This window comes from Desnuesiella massiliensis (assembly GCF_001403615.1).
GTDB classification, from domain to species: domain Bacteria; phylum Bacillota; class Clostridia; order Clostridiales; family Clostridiaceae; genus Desnuesiella; species Desnuesiella massiliensis.
The window spans coordinates 861224-878339 of record NZ_LN879455.1 but is presented as its reverse complement, the minus strand read 5'-3'; the positions used below and the strand labels follow the sequence as shown (position 1 = coordinate 878339).

Genomic DNA, 17116 nt, shown 5'->3' with positions numbered 1-17116 from the left:
TTCTTATCATATAGGTTATCCCTATATGTTCGACTCCTTAGAAAGGAGGTGATCCAGCCGCAGGTTCTCCTACGGCTACCTTGTTACGACTTCACCCCAATCGCTGACCCTACCTTAGGCCGCTGCCTCCTTACGGTTAGCTCACGGACTTTGGGTATTGCCAACTCTCATGGTGTGACGGGCGGTGTGTACAAGGCCCGGGAACGTATTCACCGCGACATGCTGATTCGCGATTACTAGCAACTCCGGCTTCATGTAGGCGAGTTTCAGCCTACAATCCGAACTGGGACCAGTTTTTGAGTTTTGCTCCACCTTGCGGTCTCGCTTCTCTCTGTACTGGCCATTGTAGCACGTGTGTAGCCCTAGACATAAGGGGCATGATGATTTGACGTCATCCCCACCTTCCTCCCGGTTAACCCGGGCAGTCTCGCTAGAGTGCTCAACTTAATGGTAGCAACTAACAATAAGGGTTGCGCTCGTTGCGGGACTTAACCCAACATCTCACGACACGAGCTGACGACAACCATGCACCACCTGTCTTCCTGTCCCGAAGGACTTCCCCCATTACGGGTAATTCAGGAGATGTCAAGTCTAGGTAAGGTTCTTCGCGTTGCTTCGAATTAAACCACATGCTCCGCTGCTTGTGCGGGCCCCCGTCAATTCCTTTGAGTTTTAATCTTGCGACCGTACTCCCCAGGCGGGGTACTTATTGTGTTAACGGCGGCACGGAAGGGGTCGATACCTCCCACACCTAGTACCCATCGTTTACGGCGTGGACTACCAGGGTATCTAATCCTGTTTGCTCCCCACGCTTTCATGCCTCAGCGTCAGTTACGGTCCAGAGAGTCGCCTTCGCCACTGGTGTTCTTCCTAATCTCTACGCATTTCACCGCTACACTAGGAATTCCACTCTCCTCTCCCGCACTCTAGACTTCCAGTTTGGAATGCAGCACCCAAGTTGAGCCCGGGTATTTCACATCCCACTTAAAAATCCGCCTACGCATCCTTTACGCCCAGTAAATCCGGACAACGCTTGCCACCTACGTATTACCGCGGCTGCTGGCACGTAGTTAGCCGTGGCTTCCTCCTCAGGTACCGTCATTATCGTCCCTGAAGACAGAGCTTTACAACCCGAAGGCCTTCATCACTCACGCGGCGTTGCTGCATCAGGCTTTCGCCCATTGTGCAATATTCCCCACTGCTGCCTCCCGTAGGAGTCTGGACCGTGTCTCAGTTCCAATGTGGCCGATCACCCTCTCAGGTCGGCTACGCATCGTCGCCTTGGTGAGCCTTTACCTCACCAACTAGCTAATGCGCCGCGGGCCCATCTCATAGCGGATTACTCCTTTGATTGCTCTACCATGCGATAAAGCAATGTTATGCGGTATTAATCCTCCTTTCGGAGGGCTATCCCCCACTATGAGGTAGGTTGCCCACGTGTTACTCACCCGTCCGCCGCTAGAGACCGAAGTCTCTCGCTCGACTTGCATGTGTTAGGCACGCCGCCAGCGTTCGTCCTGAGCCAGGATCAAACTCTCAATTTAAAAATTTTAGAAATCTAGAATCTCTCTAAGTTTGATTGCTCATTCTTACTTTAGTCTTATGATTTCTCATAAAGAAATTGCTGGTTTCATGTTTATTTTCCTCTGTTTAATTTTCAAAGACCATGTCATTTCAGATGACTATTACATAATATCATCTTAAAAAAACATTGTCAACATATTTTTTAACTTTTTTATAACATAAATCAAATTGTGCATGGTAAAAAATAACTAGTCAGAGACTTCAGTACACTGACTAGTTATTTCTTATATATGCATTAAGCCTATTATGCTATTTTTTGTTGTTTTCTATCTCATTATATTTACTATTAATTAGTACTATATCGACTCTTCTATTTTGTGCTCTCCCTTGCTCTGTATTATTATCTGCCACAGGTCTAAACTCTCCATAACCAATGGATGATAGTCTCTTTGGGGCTATATGAGCTTCTTCTATTAATAATTCTGTAACATTGGTGGCTCTAATAACCGATAATTGCCAATTTGAATTAAATTTATTATTATTAATAGGTACGTTATCTGTATGTCCCTCAACTCTTATATAGCTATCCATTTTATTTAATATACTACCTAAATCCACAAGTTTCTTTTTATAATCGTTTTTAATTTCAGCTTTACCACTATCAAAAATTATACTGTCTTTTAAGCTAATAACTAATCCTCTTTCCTCTATAGAAGTACTTATGCCTGTACTCATTCCAGCACTCTGCAAATAGTTATCCACATTTTCTTTAAGATTCATAAGTTTATTTTCCTCGGATACTTCCTTATTATCGTTTCTCTCATTTGAACCATTAGCATTAACACTATCAACCGGACCTACCAATGATCCTCCGCCTCCACCTAATGCAATTTTAAAAGAATCAGATACAGCCTTATACTTACTTGCACTTACATTGCTGCTCGCATACATTATTACAAAGAATATCATTAATAATGTGATTAAATCCGAATAAGTTAATAGCCATCTTTCATGATTTGCTTCCTTCTCTTCGCGCTTTTTCATATTTTACTCCCTCTTATACATCCAATTTTGATATTTCATCTTCTGATAAGAAACTTTCTAATTTACTTACTACTGTATTTGGATTGGCACCCTCTTGAATTAATATCACTGCTTCAATAATCATCATTTTTTCATTAAGTTCAATTTTATTAATTGCCTTCAACTTGCTTGCTATAGGTAACCATACTAAATTAGCAGAGCCTACCCCATATAGTGTAGCTATAAAAGCTACGGCTATTTTAGGTCCTAAACTGCTTGGATCATCTAAATTGCTTAATACGTGCACTAAGCCCATTACTGTTCCTATTATACCCATGGTTGGTGCAAAGCCGCCTGCTGCTTCAAATATAGCAGCACCTTCCCTATGTCTTTCATCTAATCCCTCAAGTTTTAATTCTAAAATATTTCTGATAGTATGAGGCTCCATACCATCCACTACCATTTGGAGGCCTTTCTTTGTAAAAGGATCCATACTAGAATTAGAAAGCTCTGATTCTAAACTCAACAGTCCGTTTTTTCTAGTTGTAGTGGATATATTTTTAAAGTAAGCTACTAGCTCTACATAGTTAGATTTTTTATCTTTAAATGCTACTCCAAATATAGCTGGAACTTTTTTTAATAATTTACTAGGAAATGATACTCCTACAGCTCCTATAGTTCCGCCAAATACAATTAATGCAGCAGTCCCTACCAAAAGTCCTGCTAAGTGTCCACCTTCTAACATGAATGATACAATCATAGAAGCAAATCCTATAATTAAACTGATAATAATTCCTAAATCCATTTTTCTACCTCTCTTCAATAAAAATAAAAACGATATTAATCTACAAATATTATAATAATTGTAGATTAATATCGCATAACCTTATTTTATATTAAATTTTGTCTTTTATTAGTTATTATAGCCTAATTAAAGAATTTAAAATTAAGTATCTTAGACAAGCTTATTATTTCTCTATATACATCAAAGTTCTTACAACATACCCTTATAAACACCCCTTTAATTTTGCTCACTCTAAGATGCTTATGAGGTCAAAATGTACTAAATCTTTTGCAATATACGCAGCATAAATATGCTTTATAACTATCTCTCATCAGTCTTTTTACCATTATATCTTTTATCCTTCTTCTGACTCTCACTGGAGTCTGTTCGCTTTGTTCCCATATTAACCTTTTGTTTATTATCTACTTTACTCATATAGTTTCCTCTCTTTTTTACTCTATAGGCTCTCCCTTAAAGTTTTCAAATTTAGGAGTTGTCTTTTTATACCCTTTTTTATTTGATAATTTATTTACCGCTATTCTCTTTTCTCCTTTATTATTGCCATTATTTGTTTTGTCCATATATTTCTCTCCTTTCAAAAGTATTATTTTACTTAACTCCTAAAAATATTCTAACATCTAAAATAAACTATATTAATTTATATTAAAAAAATGCGTAAAGAGCATCCTAGAAAATCTAATCTAACTCTCTACGCAAAATCAAATCCTTATCTAAACTGCAAATTTAGTTAAGAAAATTATAAAAAATGAAATCTTTTAAAAAAACTACTGCCCTCCTTTTTTCTTAAAATAATACATGTTGTAAAACTTTAATACATATTTAATATTAAAATATTTGAAAACACTATTATTCTGTAAGGGGATTACTTTATAAATATGTTTTCGATATAATATACAGCAATTTCTATACCACTTTTACTTTATTTTAAAACTTTTACATTCCGATAATATTCTTTATTCTACTTATAACTCAAGCACTATGGGGAAAAAAGGTGAAACTTAACTTATACATGTTCCACAATGGCATCTTTAAGCTATTATTGTATTGTAAACTTCTGTAATTTAATACTTAAAGTCATGATATTTTCTATGCTTTAATATAAAACTAATTAAAACCAACATCTTTATATTTACATTTTAAATATTTTTATATATTATTTCTTTATAATGTCTACGCATAGGATGGAGGAACTATTATAATGAATCTAAACAAATTTCTTAAAATGTTTATACCTTTAGTATGTTTAAGTCTTGTAGCTTTTTCTACTGGCTGTAGCAAGAACAGTAAGAATTATGAACCTATTTCTAGAACTCAAGTTTTGTTGGATACTCCATGTACAATCACTATTTATGATAAAGCTTCTGAAAAAGTATTAGACCAAGCTTTCGATGTACTAAAAGATATTCATAATAAAATGAATGCTCACGAAGATAGTAGCGAAATTTCAGCCATTAATAAAAATTCCGGATTAAACAATATAAAAGTATCAGATAATACTTTCTATGTAGTGAAAGAAGCTAAAAAATATAGTGAACTTACTCAAGGTAAATTTGATATAACTATTGGTCCTTTAATCAATCTATGGGGGATTAATACTGAAAATGCACGTGTTCCGTCTGAAGAAGAGATAAAAGCAAAGCTTCCGTTAATTAATTATAGGGATATTATTTTAGACGAAAATGAGAAAAGTATTAAATTAAAAAACAAAGGTATGTCCATTGATTTAGGTGGAATTGCTAAAGGTTTTGCTGCTGATGAGGTAGCAAAAGTATTAAAAAAGAATGGGGTTAAGCATGCTGTTATAGACTTAGGTGGAAATATTTTAACTGTAGGCACTAAGATTCAAGGAACAGATTGGAAAATAGGAATACAAGATCCTACAATGCCTAGAGGAGACTACTTTGGTATTGTAAAAGTTTCAGATAAAGCTGTAGTAACCTCAGGAATTTATGAACGTTTCTTAGAAGTTAACGGACAATATTATCATCACATATTTGATACATCAACTGGATATCCTGTAGATAATTCTTTAGCTAGTGTAACCATCATAACTAAAACATCTATTAACGGAGATGCTTTAGCAAAAGCCTTTTGTTTTGGAATTGATAAAGGACTAGCTTTCATTGAAGGCATAAAGGATGTAGATGCTATTTTTGTAACAAAAAATAAAGAGGTATATATAACTAAAGGACTGAAAGGAAATTTAGAAATAACAGATTCAAATTTTAAAATTCTGAATTAAACCTAAAGGAGGTAACTCAAGGATTTGAACTGCCTCCTGTCAAGTAAATAGACGAAAGCTAAAATTTTATGCTACCAAGGTCTGATTTCGATATTCCATCGTGGTCGGACCTTTTACGCTTTTATGTAATCTTCTAATGTTATAAAAATCTATGTATTCATATATTTTCAAACTTACTTCACCTTTCTTTAAGCTACTGCATATTTTAATATTGTAGTTAAATTGCTTGGAGGTATGTAATGTATTATAGAAACGACAATGAAAACACTAACGAAGCTTTTGTTGATGAGCGCTACAAAAATGATGACGATCATGCGCCTCGTCAGGAAGATGATTTTGACTTTGCACCTTACATGTATTCCCCAATGATGCCTTATTATCCAATGCATCAGCACCCTTCAATGATGTACCATCCTCAAATGATGTATGGCTATCAAGGAATGTATATGCCTTACCCCAGAGATTTTGATGACGCGGACTTTGATGATTATGATTATGATAATGACGATTTAAGTCGTTCATCCCGCAGACGCAGACGCAGACGTAGACGTCGCCCTTACTATTGGTGGGTGAATAGACCATGTTGCATTAATAGACCTTGGTGGGGGAGACCTTGGTAGGAGAATAGGTAATTCTATATAAAACAACAAAGCCTTGCAAACTTATCATTTGCAAGGCTTTATGTTTGGTGCGCCTAACAGGATTCGAACCTGCGACCATTGGATTCGAAGTCCACTACTCTATCCAGCTGAGCTATAAGCGCATATTTATTAGCTTTATATGAAGAAAAAGACAACTTATTTTTATAAGCTGTCCAATCATGGAGCGGGTGATGGGAATCGAACCCACGTAACCAGCTTGGAAGGCTGGCACTCTACCATTGAGTTACACCCGCATGTGGAGCGGAAGACGGGATTCGAACCCGCAACTTTCACCTTGGCAAGGTGACACTCTACCATTGAGTCACTTCCGCATCTTTAGTTTTATTGGTGCAGGTGAAGGGAGTCGAACCCCCACGCCGTTGGCGCTAGATCCTAAGTCTAGTGCGTCTGCCAATTCCGCCACACCTGCATTATAAAATTGGTGGCTCACCGGGGAATCGAACCCCGGACACCATGATTAAAAGTCATGTGCTCTACCGACTGAGCTAGTGAACCATCTATGGCTGGGATGGCAGGATTTGAACCTACGCATGATGGAGTCAAAGTCCATTGCCTTACCGCTTGGCGACATCCCAATATTTTTTATGGGGTGGACGATGGGACTCGAACCCACAACAGCCGGAACCACAATCCGGTGCTCTGCCATTGAACTACGTCCACCACATGGTGCGCCATCAGGGACTCGAACCCTGGGCACCCTGATTAAGAGTCAGGTGCTCTACCAACTGAGCTAATGGCACTCATGGTGTGTCTTAAGGGATTCGAACCCCTGGCCTACGGCTTAGAAGGCCGTTGCTCTATCCAGCTGAGCTAAAGACACATATCATTTAGCAACGTGCATTATTATATCACACTCTAGTTAGTAATGCAAGACTTTTTTGGAGCGGGTGATGGGAATCGAACCCACGTAACCAGCTTGGAAGGCTGGCACTCTACCATTGAGTTACACCCGCTTAGTGGTCGGGGTGACAGGGATTGAACCTGCGACCTCATGGTCCCAAACCACGCGCGCTCCCATCTGCGCTACACCCCGAATCTGCTGTTTGTTTCTTTTGTTTCCCAGCGACATAGATTATTCTACACGATATATTTAAATACGTCAATACTTTTTTTATACTTTTTTTTATATTTTTTACCTCAATTTTTACCTTTAATATCCATATTCCTTATGAAATAAAGGAACATATTACAAAAACTTAACTTATGTCTATTGAAAAATACTATCTTTAAGCCATTACTCTACATGTATAAGTTAGTGATTGATTTATTGAGAAATAAAACTTTGCTGCGCAAAAGTTATGACTTTATACAGCAAAGTTATTCTTAAAGTATTTAATACTACTTATCTAAATAATATATATATGGACTTATTACACCATCCTTTATTTCTATAAAGGCTATGCTTTTATATTTAACCCTAGGTAGTGATGGGCTTCCAGGATTTATTAGCCAAGTATCATCAACCTTTTCAGCCATAGGTATATGAGTATGTCCAAATAAGGCTATATCAGCACCACATTCCTTAGCTTTATATAGTAGTTTTAAATGATCATACTTAACCCCATACTTATCACCGTGGGTAGCAAATATCTTTATATTTTCTGCTTCAATTAATAGCTCAGAAGGGGTAAAAGAATTATAATCACAATTTCCCCTAACGTTATAAATCTTTCCCTTATAGTCTTTTTTTAATATATCTACATCATCTATATTGTCTCCTAGATGTATTACTATATCTGAATTTTGAATTATAGGAACTATTTTATTAATATTATAATAATCCCTATGAGTATCACTTATTACAGCTATTAGCACAATATCGCTCCTTCTAAACCTTATATATACTTAAGGATTTCTTCTCTTATCTTTTCTAAAGCTCTTCCTCTATGGCTTATGGAGTTCTTTTGTTCTGCTGTCATTTCAGCAAAGGTCTCTTTAAATTCTGGCACATAAAATAATGGATCATATCCAAATCCCTCTACTCCATCATATCCCTCTGCAATAATCCCTGCTGCATTGCCTTCCACTTCAGTTATTTTTCCATTTTCATCAATTAATGCAATAGCACATACAAATTTAGCCCCTCTATGTTCAAAATCTACCCCTTGAAGTTCTTTTAAAATTTTCTCATTATTCTTTTTTGAATTGCCATGTTCTCCTGCATATCTAGCTGAGTAAACTCCTGGTCTTCCATTTAATGCATCAACCATTAGACCTGAATCATCAGACATTACTATAAAATTTTTGTCTCCTCTATGAACTAAATATTCATATATTTCTATAGCTTTTTTTCTTGCATTTTCAATGAAAGTTTTACCATCTTCTACTACGTCTATATCTATATTCATTTCCTTTAGGGATAATATTTCTATATCCATATCCTCTAATATTTGTTTTATCTCTGTTATCTTGTGTTCATTATTGCTTGCTACTATAAGTTTTTTCATTAATACTATTTCTCCTCTCCTGTACCTATCCATAAACAATCCATTTTTAAAGTTTCCTTTTGAATGTTGATTAACTGCTTAATACCTTTTTCGGCTAAAGCTAACAAATCATTGAGATCATTTCTGCTAAAAGGACTCTCCTCACCAGTACCTTGAACTTCTACAAATTCCCCTTCTTCTGTCATGATAACATTCATATCCACTTTTGCCTTGGAATCTTCTTCATAGCATAAATCAATTATTTTATTGCCATTTAATATACCAACACTTATTGCACTTACAAAGTTTCTCACGGGATATACCTCAAAAGGACTTTGCTTATGAAGTTTATTTACTGCATCTACTAAGGCTATAAAAGCTCCTGTTATAGATGTAGTTCTTGTACCTCCATCTGCTTGAATGACATCACAATCAATCCATATGGTTTTTTCCCCTATAGCTTTTAAGTTAACTATTGATCTTAATGCTCTTCCTATAAGTCTTTGTATCTCCATAGTTCTACCATCTAATTTTAATTTGGATATATCTCTGGGCTTTCTAACATGGGTAGATCTTGGAAGCATATTGTATTCGCAAGTTATCCATCCCTCTCCTGTGCCCTTTAGAAAGGGAGGAACCTTATCTTCTATGGAAGCATTACAAATCACTTTTGTATCTCCTACTTCAATTAATACTGAGCCCTCTGCATATTTCGTATAGTTTCTTGTTATTTTAACTGGTCTTATTTGATCATTCTTTCTTCCATCAATTCTCATATTTCAAACCTCCAATTTATTTAATATTAAATAACTCATCTCTCTTTGGTGGCATAACTTCTACTTCTTCATGGTTACTTACTAAAATCCCCTTACTATCTGTTATTTTTCCTATAATAGTAGCTTTAATTCCATTATTTTTTAATAATTCAACTAGCTCTTTCCCCCTATTTGTGGTTATCAGCATACTACCTGAAGAAATTAGTCTTAAGGCATCAATATTTAAAGTATTACAAATCTTTTTAGTCAAATTAGTTATAGGCATTATTGATTCATAAACCTTAAATCCGAGTTCTGAAGCCTCTGCCATTTCCCATAAGGCACCTAGAACACCACCTTCTGTAATATCATGCATAGAGTTTACTCCGAAATTACCACATATTATTCCTTCTTTTACTACGCTTATATGTTCAATATATGTTCTACCCTCTAAAAGTTCCTCTTCCCCTAATATATTTTGGAGTTTTTCTTTATATTCGTTTATAATAATACCAGTACCCTCTAAGGCCAAATCCTTGGTTACTATTATATCATCTCCATCTTTAGCTCCAGAAGTAGCTACAGCTTTTCCTCTTTTACCTTTTCCTATAACAGTGCAGGAAACCACCATTCTGTTTACAGCATCAGTAATCTCAGTATGACCACCTAATATTTCAATATTAAGTTTTTGGGTTTCCTCATCTATTTCTTTCATAATGGAACTTATATCATCTAGCTCAACATTGGGTGGTGCCAAAATTGTAACCATTATTCCTAAGGGTTCTACTCCACAAGAGGCAATATCATTGCAATTAATATGTACTGCCAATTTCCCCATATTTTTTGTAGTTCCTGTAATAGGATCTGTGGATAGTACGCATTCCTCTTCTCCAAAATCTATTACCGAACAATCCTCTCCTATACCATTCCTTATAATGACCTCATCTCTCTTTACACTTTTATATCTATTAATAATCTGCTCTAAATCATCCCAATTTAATTTTCCTATATTCATTTTATTACCCCACTTTAAAAAAATTTATAAAACTAGCACTATTTAATATTATATCTCATATTATTTATATAAGGATTAATTTTAAGAGGTGAATGGTTTGAGATATATGGGTCCTTTTTTACGAATCAACTCATTGAATTCAAAAATTATAAAAAATCAATTATTTCATTTTGCAAAAGAATCTCTAAGACTAATAGTACTTCATTCAAAATGCGGTATATGCACTTCTACTAAAGAGTTAAAAATAAAAAACATACCTAACATTGATATTAACATATTTAAAGAAAATTCTCCACTTTTATGTATTTATAAAAAGGCTAACCCTAAAGTTGAAGGAGAAAAAAACAGGATGTCTTGGGATGAAGGTAGCTTTAAGAAAGAGATAACTGTTTCTAGTAATGCTTTTATGACTTTATCCATTTTAGACTTAATAGATTACTACAAAAAATTTCAAAGCATAGACAGATCTCTTTATGCTCTTACTTATGTTTACGGAAATTTAGCTAAGCTTCAGTTGGATTTTTATTCTTCCTACATGAGAAGTGAAGAAGGGGTATTTGTAGATAAAATAAATGTTTCAGAAGATACCACTAGAGACATAAAATTTGAAGTTAAAAAAAATAAATTCAAATTTTCCGATCAAGCTTTAATGATGGCAGCCTACTATAAATTTTCTACTCTATCAGATAATAAAGATTCTGAAGCTTACAGAGTTTTCTCTCAGGATATATTAAACATGTTCCTAACCTATAGAGAAGAATTATATGAACTATCCTTAGAAGAAAATATAAAGCTTTGCTTTGCACTAAATTTATTCTATAGATATTCAAATATGGAAGAAGCAAAAACTTTATTATTAGATTTAATGGATTATATGGTAGATCGGATAGAAGGAGAAGAGAATTTAAAAATTGAATATCAATCACTTATATTAATTAATATTTACTTGTTTAATAAAAATACAGATATGATGATGTTTTCAAAGAGCGGTGATAAAATAAATGAATATTTATTATCACTATATAATCCAGAGCAAGGTATTTTCTTAAAAAACTCCGATAAAAAAGAGATAGATTTCTCTTCTTCAGAAATCTTCTTCTACTTGTTATCCACCCTATATTATAATGAAGGTAATGAAGAGCTTAATAGTCTTGGGGATATTTATAAACGTCAAGTTATTCACTCAGGAATAGTGTCTAGTTGGCCTGATGCTCCTAATTTAGATGATCCTGAAAGGTATGATAATTACACCCTTAAATCTGAAGATTTATTGGATGAACTACAATTTAGGCTTCCTAGTATTGCAACTCCTGAAAGCACTAATATATCTCCTGTAATTTATAAGAGCATAAAGTACAATTTGAAAAAGCAAGTCTTTGATCAAGCTAAAAACTCATTTTACTCAGAAAAAAATCTAAATATAATCTATATGATACTCCATTTGTGCTTAAATTAAATAAAAGCTATTTTATTGGGAAACAACTTCAACTACAAACTTCTGCATGCACCATAATGGCTTAAAGATACCATTACAGAACATGCAGAAGTTAAGTTTTCGTAGTGTTTATCTATAATTCCACAATGACATTGTATTTCATTGTGGAATTAATTTTAGCCTATAGGAATATTTTCATCATAGATTTCATTATTATTTTCTTTGGATTCAAATATCTTATAAATATCCTTCAGCATTATATTTTTATTGCCATCTAAGTATACTCCTTTTATATTTTCATTTTTTGCAACTAAAATACTATCATAAAATAAAGGTACTACAACGGCATCTTTTTTTAATATATTATTTAAGGATAAATAATACTCTTCTTTTTTGAGAGAATCTTTTTCATATATATATTTAGAAAGAATATTATCATATTCTATATTATTATATTTATAGATATTTTCATTATTGTTTGATGACCAATTTCTAAAGAAATTTTCTTTGTCTGTGTTTATAAAATCCTTTAATACTAAATCATATTCACCCTTATCCATTATTTCCTTCATTTCTATGTTATTAAAACTTTTTACATATACCTCCAATTGAGAGCTAAGCTTCAAATCCTTTGCAATTTTTTGAGCTATAAATTTGCTTTTATCATCATTAGCACATATTAATCTTATTGTTCTTTTTTTATCTTTTAATTCTGATAAAGTAACAGAATCCTTTTCAACACTATTACTCATTGCTGCTTTCTCCTTTTGTGAAACTTTGTTATTAGGAAAAAAAGTATTCTTTGCCATCTCTATATTAGCTTTATCCAGTAACTCTTCTGAGGTAAGCTTATCTAAATCCTTAGCAATAAACTGTCTCACTTTTTCATTAGAAAATATATTATCTTTTCTAAAATTAAAGGTAATGCAAAAAGTTCTATCATTATTTAGTGAAGAAAACTTTTCTTTACTTATTAATCGTTGTACTTCACTTATAGGAATATCCAAAATAAAATCTAACTCATTTATATCGTACTTAGCCATAGCAACTTCTTTGCTGCTATATGCATTTATATTTATATTATGAGCTAAGATTTTTTCTTTATCATAATATCTATCATTTTTTATAAGTTGTAATGTTTCTGTATCTTGTACGAAAATATTATTAATCTTATAAGGTCCTGTAAAGAGTATGTTTTTATAATTTTGCTTCCAATTTTTTAAATCCAAAAGATTTTTTCTTAATCTATATCTAGGCTTGCTAAGAGTATTTAATAAGTTTGGGTTTGCATAGTTTAATCTTATTTGAAGCGTATTATCTTCCAAGGCCCTTATAGCCACTTTATCAAAGCTTTGTTTACCTTTATAATAATCCTCCGCACCATAAATGGAGGATAACTCCTTATAAAAAATATTTTCTACCCCTGGAGATAATATGTCCTTAAAAAAATTCACAAAATCCTGAGCTTTAATTTCCCCTCCATTGCTCCAGAACATATTTTTTCTCAATTTAAAAATATAAGTTAATCCATCCTTACTGACTTCATAGCTTTCAGCTAAAGCTGGAACTATTGTGTTATTACTATTTAACTGCACTAATCCTTCAAAAAATGCGCATAATAAATCTTCATCTCTTTTATTTTCATAATTTAGCATTAATAAGTCTCTAGGCATACTGCTTATACCATAAGTCAAGTCTGAGCTTTTTTCTTTTAAAACCCCATGTTTTTTTTCAATACAGCCTGAAAAACTAATAACAAATATGATTAGCATAAATATAATTATTTTTTTCATATAGATTTACCTCTATCTTACCAATATAATTTTTCAATATATACCTTAAATTATATCCAAGATTATACAATGCTAATCATACTTATTCCTCATCAATTTGGTAAATATTTGTAAAATTGAAGTTCTTTAAACTTTAAGGGTTTTCCCTTATACTTTAACCAAATTTGCTTTTTGAGAAAGTGAAAATTATCTTCTAATATTACCTTTCTTCCCTCAAATTTCTTAGAATGGCTTTTTAAAATTATTTCCTCAAATACGCCTGTAGTAATGTAGATTCCCTTTCTTACTTTACAAGCACGTAGCGTATCAATAAAATTATTGTATTCTCCTATAAATACTATGGGAGTTTTATGAAATTTAAATAGTACCTCTTCCCTTTCACTATATAATCTTACTTCAATTAAATCTTTAGTTTTTATTATAACCTCATACTGTATACCATATTTCCAACAATTTTTAGTAAGCAATTCATATACTATGTTAATATCAATCTTTTTAAATTTTAAAACGGCTTTATCTATTTGTTCTTTTTTTAACATCATGTATAACTTATCTAACAAAAACATATGCGCTCCATATAATATTGATAATAATATATTATATGTACATCAACTTTTATTATTGTAGACATAATTTTTTTTATATTATTTATTCATATTGTGTAATGTTTTCATTTTTTGTTATAATTAATGTATACTGCTTAAAAAATCGGTACTTAAATTATGAAATAGTATAACTATAATTAATATGACAATGTTATTCAATGGAGGTTAATTTCATATGTTACTGTTTGTTCAAATTGTTGGTATAGTTTTTATGGTGTCCTTAGTGGGTATGAGTGTAGCTTTTTTTATCCTGCTAAATAGAATTTTTAATCAATTAAGGTATAAAAATTATATATTAGAGAAATTAACTCAATATATTTATATGATTGCAGCTAAAAAGGATAATTCTGAAAAAAAAGAAAACCCATAATATAATCTGGGTTTTCTTTTTATTACATTTTTAAAACACTACAAATAGCCTAAAGAATAATGCTATGGCTGCTAGAAATAAGCAAATTAATGAATAGGTAATCTTTTTATCATCCTTATCATACAGCCAAAATTTTAGCGCCCAAGAAATCATAGTCAGAAAAATGCCTATTTGAATAGGATAATAGCCAGAAAAATATTTTATATATATAAATTGATATGTAGTCAATAAAGTAAAAATCACTGATACTATTGTAAACACTACAAATATCCATTCAAATATATTCACTATTTTTTTCATTTTTATCCTCCTTGGCTAGAATATCTACCTTAGGCATCTCCAAAAAATAACTAGTCAGTCTACTCGTCTATTTTGCGTAATACTGCGTCCACTATTAATGGAACCTGTGTCCTTGTCTTACGCAAAATATACGACCCATCTTTGACCAGTTATTTTTTTACGATGCCTTACTGTAAAATAGCTTCAAATTCTTCTTCATTTAATATAGGGATATTTAACTCTTTTGCCTTATCATATTTTGACCCAGCCTCTTCACCTACTACAACATAGTCCGTTTTCTTGCTCACGCTACCAGATACTTTTGCTCCTAAGCTTTCCAATTTCTCTTTTATTTCATTTCTGCTATATCCCTTTAAACTTCCAGTAACCACCACGGTCTTGCCTTCAAAGGGATTCTCCTTTATCTCTATCTCTTTATAAGAGGGATTTACGCCTAAACATAATAGTTCATTTATACTACTGATTATTTTTTCTTGGTGAAAAAACTCAATTATACTTTTAGCTACGATATCGCCTATATCCTGCACACTAATTAATTCCTCGAAAGTTGCAGCCTTAATTCTATCTAAATTTTTAAATCTTTTAACTAGATCCTTAGCAGTTTTTATACCAACATTAGGTATTCCTAACGCATAGATAAAAGAAGCTAGCTCACAGTTTTTACTTTTCTCCAAAGAATTCAATAAATTTTGAGCTTTTTTATCTCCAAATTTCTCTAGAGTTAACAGCTGTTCTTTTCTTATTCTATATAAATCAGAAATAGATTTAATCTCTAATTTTTCAAAAAGCTGCTCTGCAGTTTTTTCACTGAAGCCTTCTATATTCATAGCCTCTCTGCTAGCAAAATGAACTATACTCTTAACCATCTGAGGCTTACAAGACAAGGTGTTTTCACAAAAATAATGAACACCTTCTTGGATTAGTTCACTACCACAATAAGGACATTTTTCTGGAGGAAATATTTCCTCACTTACCTTAAGACTCTCTTCTGCTACTCCCATTATTTCAGGTATAACATCGTTAGACCTTCTTACAAATACCTCTGCCCCTAGCCTTACATTTTTTCTTTTTATATCGTCCATATTATTTAAAGTAGCTCTTTTTACAGTGACTCCTGCTAATTCTACTGGCTCTAATATAGCTGTAGGGGTTACTCTTCCACTTCTTCCTACATTCCATTCTACATCTAAAAGCTTAGTGGTAGCCTCCTGTGCTTCAAATTTATAAGCAATAGCCCATTTAGGAAATTTTACGGTATAGCCAAGGATCTCTCGAGTCCTTATGTCATTTATTGCTATTACTATGCCGTCAATATCATAGTCTAAATCAAACCTTATAGATTCTACATATTGGATTTCCTTTTCAATTTCTTCTATGGTACTACATAACTTTATGTATGGGTCTACATAAAAACCTTTTTCCTTTATAAATTGGAGCATCTCCATATAAGTTTGAAAATTTTCACCTTCGTTATAGCCTATATCATAGAAAAATGCTGAAAGATTCCTTTTTGCAGTTTCTTTGACATTGAGATTTCTTAAAGCCCCAGCTGCACCATTTCTTAAATTCTTTAAGGGCACCTCTGAGTTTTTGTTATATTCTTCAAAGGCTTTTTTTGTCATAATAGCTTCACCATGAATCTCTATCACATTATGATGGTCTATCTTTAAAGGTAATGTTTTAATTGTCTTGGCCTGAGCAGTAATGTCTTCTCCAATGATACCTGTGCCTCTAGTAGCTGCTTTAATAAGTACTCCATTTTCATCGTAAGTACAATTTAATGTTAGCCCATCAAACTTTTTTGTAATTACATAGCATGGATTGGGTAACTTTTTATCTGCATTATTATTGTATTCCTCTATAAGTTTTTTATTTCTTTTGTCCCATTCTATTAATTCCTTTAAATTTTGTCCTTTATCCAAACTCCACAAAGGCGCCTTATGGGTATATTTATTAAATTCAGGTAGTATAACATCTCCAACTCTTTGTGTGGGGGAATAAGGTAATACATGCCCTGCTTCTTTCTCCAAATCTAACAATTCATCATACTTTCTATCATATTCCTTATCACTTACAGATGGATTATTTAATACATAATATTCATAAGCATACTTATTTAGCTCTTCTGCTAATTCATGCATTCTTTCTCTTTTATCCATAG

16 protein-coding genes, 11 tRNA genes and 1 rRNA gene are annotated in these 17116 nt (G+C 33.0%); 4 read left to right on the top strand and 24 right to left on the bottom strand.

Annotation, left to right across the window (positions count from 1 at the left end; all coding sequences use genetic code 11):
• Positions 1 to 41 precede the first annotated feature (41 nt).
• The 4 genes from BN2665_RS10755 to BN2665_RS27735 all read right to left on the bottom strand — a co-directional run bounded on the left by BN2665_RS10755 (position 42) and on the right by BN2665_RS27735 (position 3912).
• Positions 42 to 1544 (bottom strand): 16S ribosomal RNA (locus BN2665_RS10755).
• A gap of 289 nt (positions 1545 to 1833) precedes the next feature.
• Positions 1834 to 2568 (bottom strand): flagellar motor protein MotB, encoded by a 735-nt coding sequence (locus BN2665_RS10750; protein WP_055667091.1) that lies wholly within the window; start codon positions 2566 to 2568, stop codon positions 1834 to 1836.
• Positions 2569 to 2581: 13 nt separating this feature from the next.
• Positions 2582 to 3352, bottom strand: a complete 771-nt coding sequence (locus BN2665_RS10745) for a flagellar motor protein (RefSeq protein WP_055667090.1) — start codon at positions 3350 to 3352, stop codon at positions 2582 to 2584.
• Positions 3353 to 3783: 431 nt separating this feature from the next.
• The gene (locus tag BN2665_RS27735; protein ID WP_278335881.1) at positions 3784 to 3912 is read right to left on the bottom strand and encodes a clostri-philic family protein; all 129 of its coding nucleotides are present in this window, start codon (positions 3910 to 3912) and stop codon (positions 3784 to 3786) included.
• 638 nt (positions 3913 to 4550) lie between these two features.
• Between BN2665_RS27735 and BN2665_RS10740 the strand changes: the two genes are divergently transcribed.
• On the top strand, positions 4551 to 5594 hold the full coding sequence (locus BN2665_RS10740) for an FAD:protein FMN transferase (protein ID WP_055667089.1): 1044 nt from the start codon (positions 4551 to 4553) through the stop codon (positions 5592 to 5594).
• Positions 5595 to 5660: 66 nt separating this feature from the next.
• Here BN2665_RS10740 and BN2665_RS27880 read toward each other — a convergent pair whose 3' ends face one another.
• A complete protein-coding gene (locus tag BN2665_RS27880; protein ID WP_423229852.1) occupies positions 5661 to 5798 on the bottom strand; it encodes an IS3 family transposase in 138 nt (45 codons plus the stop codon).
• 35 nt (positions 5799 to 5833) lie between these two features.
• Here BN2665_RS27880 and BN2665_RS10735 point away from each other — a divergent pair, with 35 nt between their 5' ends.
• Complete coding sequence (locus tag BN2665_RS10735) at positions 5834 to 6214, top strand: hypothetical protein (protein WP_055667088.1); 381 nt, start codon at positions 5834 to 5836, stop codon at positions 6212 to 6214.
• Positions 6215 to 6280: 66 nt separating this feature from the next.
• On the opposite strand, the gene BN2665_RS10730 is transcribed toward BN2665_RS10735, so the two are convergent.
• The 15 genes from BN2665_RS10730 to BN2665_RS10660 form a co-directional block, all read right to left on the bottom strand.
• Positions 6281 to 6357 (bottom strand) — tRNA-Arg (locus BN2665_RS10730).
• 58 nt (positions 6358 to 6415) lie between these two features.
• A tRNA-Gly gene (locus BN2665_RS10725) sits at positions 6416 to 6489 on the bottom strand.
• A 3-nt stretch (positions 6490 to 6492) separates the two neighbouring features.
• Positions 6493 to 6567: transfer RNA gene (locus BN2665_RS10720), tRNA-Gly, on the bottom strand.
• A gap of 14 nt (positions 6568 to 6581) precedes the next feature.
• Positions 6582 to 6665: transfer RNA gene (locus tag BN2665_RS10715), tRNA-Leu, on the bottom strand.
• A gap of 10 nt (positions 6666 to 6675) precedes the next feature.
• Positions 6676 to 6751 (bottom strand) — tRNA-Lys (locus tag BN2665_RS10710).
• A gap of 5 nt (positions 6752 to 6756) precedes the next feature.
• Positions 6757 to 6831 (bottom strand) — tRNA-Gln (locus BN2665_RS10705).
• A gap of 10 nt (positions 6832 to 6841) precedes the next feature.
• Positions 6842 to 6916: transfer RNA gene (locus tag BN2665_RS10700), tRNA-His, on the bottom strand.
• Positions 6917 to 6920: 4 nt separating this feature from the next.
• Positions 6921 to 6996: transfer RNA gene (locus tag BN2665_RS10695), tRNA-Lys, on the bottom strand.
• Between the two features lie 3 nt (positions 6997 to 6999).
• Positions 7000 to 7076, bottom strand: a tRNA-Arg gene (locus tag BN2665_RS10690).
• A 59-nt stretch (positions 7077 to 7135) separates the two neighbouring features.
• Positions 7136 to 7209, bottom strand: a tRNA-Gly gene (locus BN2665_RS10685).
• Between the two features lie 4 nt (positions 7210 to 7213).
• Positions 7214 to 7289: transfer RNA gene (locus BN2665_RS10680), tRNA-Pro, on the bottom strand.
• 305 nt (positions 7290 to 7594) lie between these two features.
• Complete coding sequence (locus tag BN2665_RS10675; protein ID WP_055667087.1) at positions 7595 to 8071, bottom strand: metallophosphoesterase; 477 nt, start codon at positions 8069 to 8071, stop codon at positions 7595 to 7597.
• Positions 8072 to 8091: 20 nt separating this feature from the next.
• Positions 8092 to 8703, bottom strand: a complete 612-nt coding sequence (locus tag BN2665_RS10670) for an XTP/dITP diphosphatase (RefSeq protein WP_055667086.1) — start codon at positions 8701 to 8703, stop codon at positions 8092 to 8094.
• A 5-nt stretch (positions 8704 to 8708) separates the two neighbouring features.
• Positions 8709 to 9458, bottom strand: coding sequence for a ribonuclease PH (gene rph / locus BN2665_RS10665; RefSeq protein ID WP_055667085.1), 750 nt, complete (start codon positions 9456 to 9458; stop codon positions 8709 to 8711).
• A gap of 16 nt (positions 9459 to 9474) precedes the next feature.
• Positions 9475 to 10452: an AIR synthase family protein gene (locus tag BN2665_RS10660; RefSeq protein ID WP_055667084.1), complete on the bottom strand. Its 978-nt coding sequence runs from the start codon at positions 10450 to 10452 to the stop codon at positions 9475 to 9477.
• Between the two features lie 106 nt (positions 10453 to 10558).
• On the opposite strand from BN2665_RS10660, the gene BN2665_RS10655 reads away from it, so the two are divergent.
• Positions 10559 to 11908 carry a hypothetical protein gene (locus BN2665_RS10655; RefSeq protein WP_055667133.1) on the top strand — a complete coding sequence of 450 codons (1350 nt, stop codon included), beginning with the start codon at positions 10559 to 10561 and terminating at the stop codon, positions 11906 to 11908.
• A gap of 155 nt (positions 11909 to 12063) precedes the next feature.
• On the opposite strand, the gene BN2665_RS10650 is transcribed toward BN2665_RS10655, so the two are convergent.
• Positions 12064 to 13680 carry a peptide ABC transporter substrate-binding protein gene (locus BN2665_RS10650; protein WP_055667083.1) on the bottom strand — a complete coding sequence of 539 codons (1617 nt, stop codon included), beginning with the start codon at positions 13678 to 13680 and terminating at the stop codon, positions 12064 to 12066.
• Between the two features lie 92 nt (positions 13681 to 13772).
• Positions 13773 to 14240: a hypothetical protein gene (locus BN2665_RS10645; RefSeq protein WP_154674915.1), complete on the bottom strand. Its 468-nt coding sequence runs from the start codon at positions 14238 to 14240 to the stop codon at positions 13773 to 13775.
• 220 nt (positions 14241 to 14460) lie between these two features.
• Here BN2665_RS10645 and BN2665_RS10640 point away from each other — a divergent pair, with 220 nt between their 5' ends.
• Positions 14461 to 14655 carry a hypothetical protein gene (locus BN2665_RS10640; RefSeq protein WP_055667081.1) on the top strand — a complete coding sequence of 65 codons (195 nt, stop codon included), beginning with the start codon at positions 14461 to 14463 and terminating at the stop codon, positions 14653 to 14655.
• Positions 14656 to 14685: 30 nt separating this feature from the next.
• Here the strand turns inward: BN2665_RS10640 and BN2665_RS10635 are convergent, their stop codons facing one another.
• Together BN2665_RS10635 and ligA are read right to left on the bottom strand one after the other, a co-directional pair.
• Positions 14686 to 14955, bottom strand: a complete 270-nt coding sequence (locus BN2665_RS10635) for a hypothetical protein (RefSeq protein WP_055667080.1) — start codon at positions 14953 to 14955, stop codon at positions 14686 to 14688.
• 167 nt (positions 14956 to 15122) lie between these two features.
• Positions 15123 to 17114 (bottom strand): NAD-dependent DNA ligase LigA, encoded by a 1992-nt coding sequence (ligA, locus tag BN2665_RS10630; protein ID WP_055667079.1) that lies wholly within the window; start codon positions 17112 to 17114, stop codon positions 15123 to 15125.
• Positions 17115 to 17116: the final 2 nt, after the last annotated feature.

Excerpts from the sequence above, each read along its gene's own strand:
- BN2665_RS10750 (WP_055667091.1), bottom strand. The coding sequence starts at position 2,568 with ATGAAAAAGCGCGAAGAGAAGGAAGCAAATCATGAAAGATGGCTATTA.
- BN2665_RS10745 (WP_055667090.1), bottom strand. The coding sequence starts at position 3,352 with ATGGATTTAGGAATTATTATCAGTTTAATTATAGGATTTGCTTCTATG.
- BN2665_RS27735 (WP_278335881.1), bottom strand. The coding sequence starts at position 3,912 with ATGGACAAAACAAATAATGGCAATAATAAAGGAGAAAAGAGAATAGCG.
- BN2665_RS10740 (WP_055667089.1), top strand. The coding sequence starts at position 4,551 with ATGAATCTAAACAAATTTCTTAAAATGTTTATACCTTTAGTATGTTTA.
- BN2665_RS10735 (WP_055667088.1), top strand. The coding sequence starts at position 5,834 with ATGTATTATAGAAACGACAATGAAAACACTAACGAAGCTTTTGTTGAT.
- BN2665_RS10670 (WP_055667086.1), bottom strand. The coding sequence starts at position 8,703 with ATGAAAAAACTTATAGTAGCAAGCAATAATGAACACAAGATAACAGAG.
- rph (WP_055667085.1), bottom strand. The coding sequence starts at position 9,458 with ATGAGAATTGATGGAAGAAAGAATGATCAAATAAGACCAGTTAAAATA.
- BN2665_RS10660 (WP_055667084.1), bottom strand. The coding sequence starts at position 10,452 with ATGAATATAGGAAAATTAAATTGGGATGATTTAGAGCAGATTATTAAT.
- BN2665_RS10655 (WP_055667133.1), top strand. The coding sequence starts at position 10,559 with ATGGGTCCTTTTTTACGAATCAACTCATTGAATTCAAAAATTATAAAA.
- BN2665_RS10650 (WP_055667083.1), bottom strand. The coding sequence starts at position 13,680 with ATGAAAAAAATAATTATATTTATGCTAATCATATTTGTTATTAGTTTT.
- BN2665_RS10640 (WP_055667081.1), top strand. The coding sequence starts at position 14,461 with ATGTTACTGTTTGTTCAAATTGTTGGTATAGTTTTTATGGTGTCCTTA.
- BN2665_RS10635 (WP_055667080.1), bottom strand. The coding sequence starts at position 14,955 with ATGAAAAAAATAGTGAATATATTTGAATGGATATTTGTAGTGTTTACA.
- ligA (WP_055667079.1), bottom strand. The coding sequence starts at position 17,114 with ATGGATAAAAGAGAAAGAATGCATGAATTAGCAGAAGAGCTAAATAAG.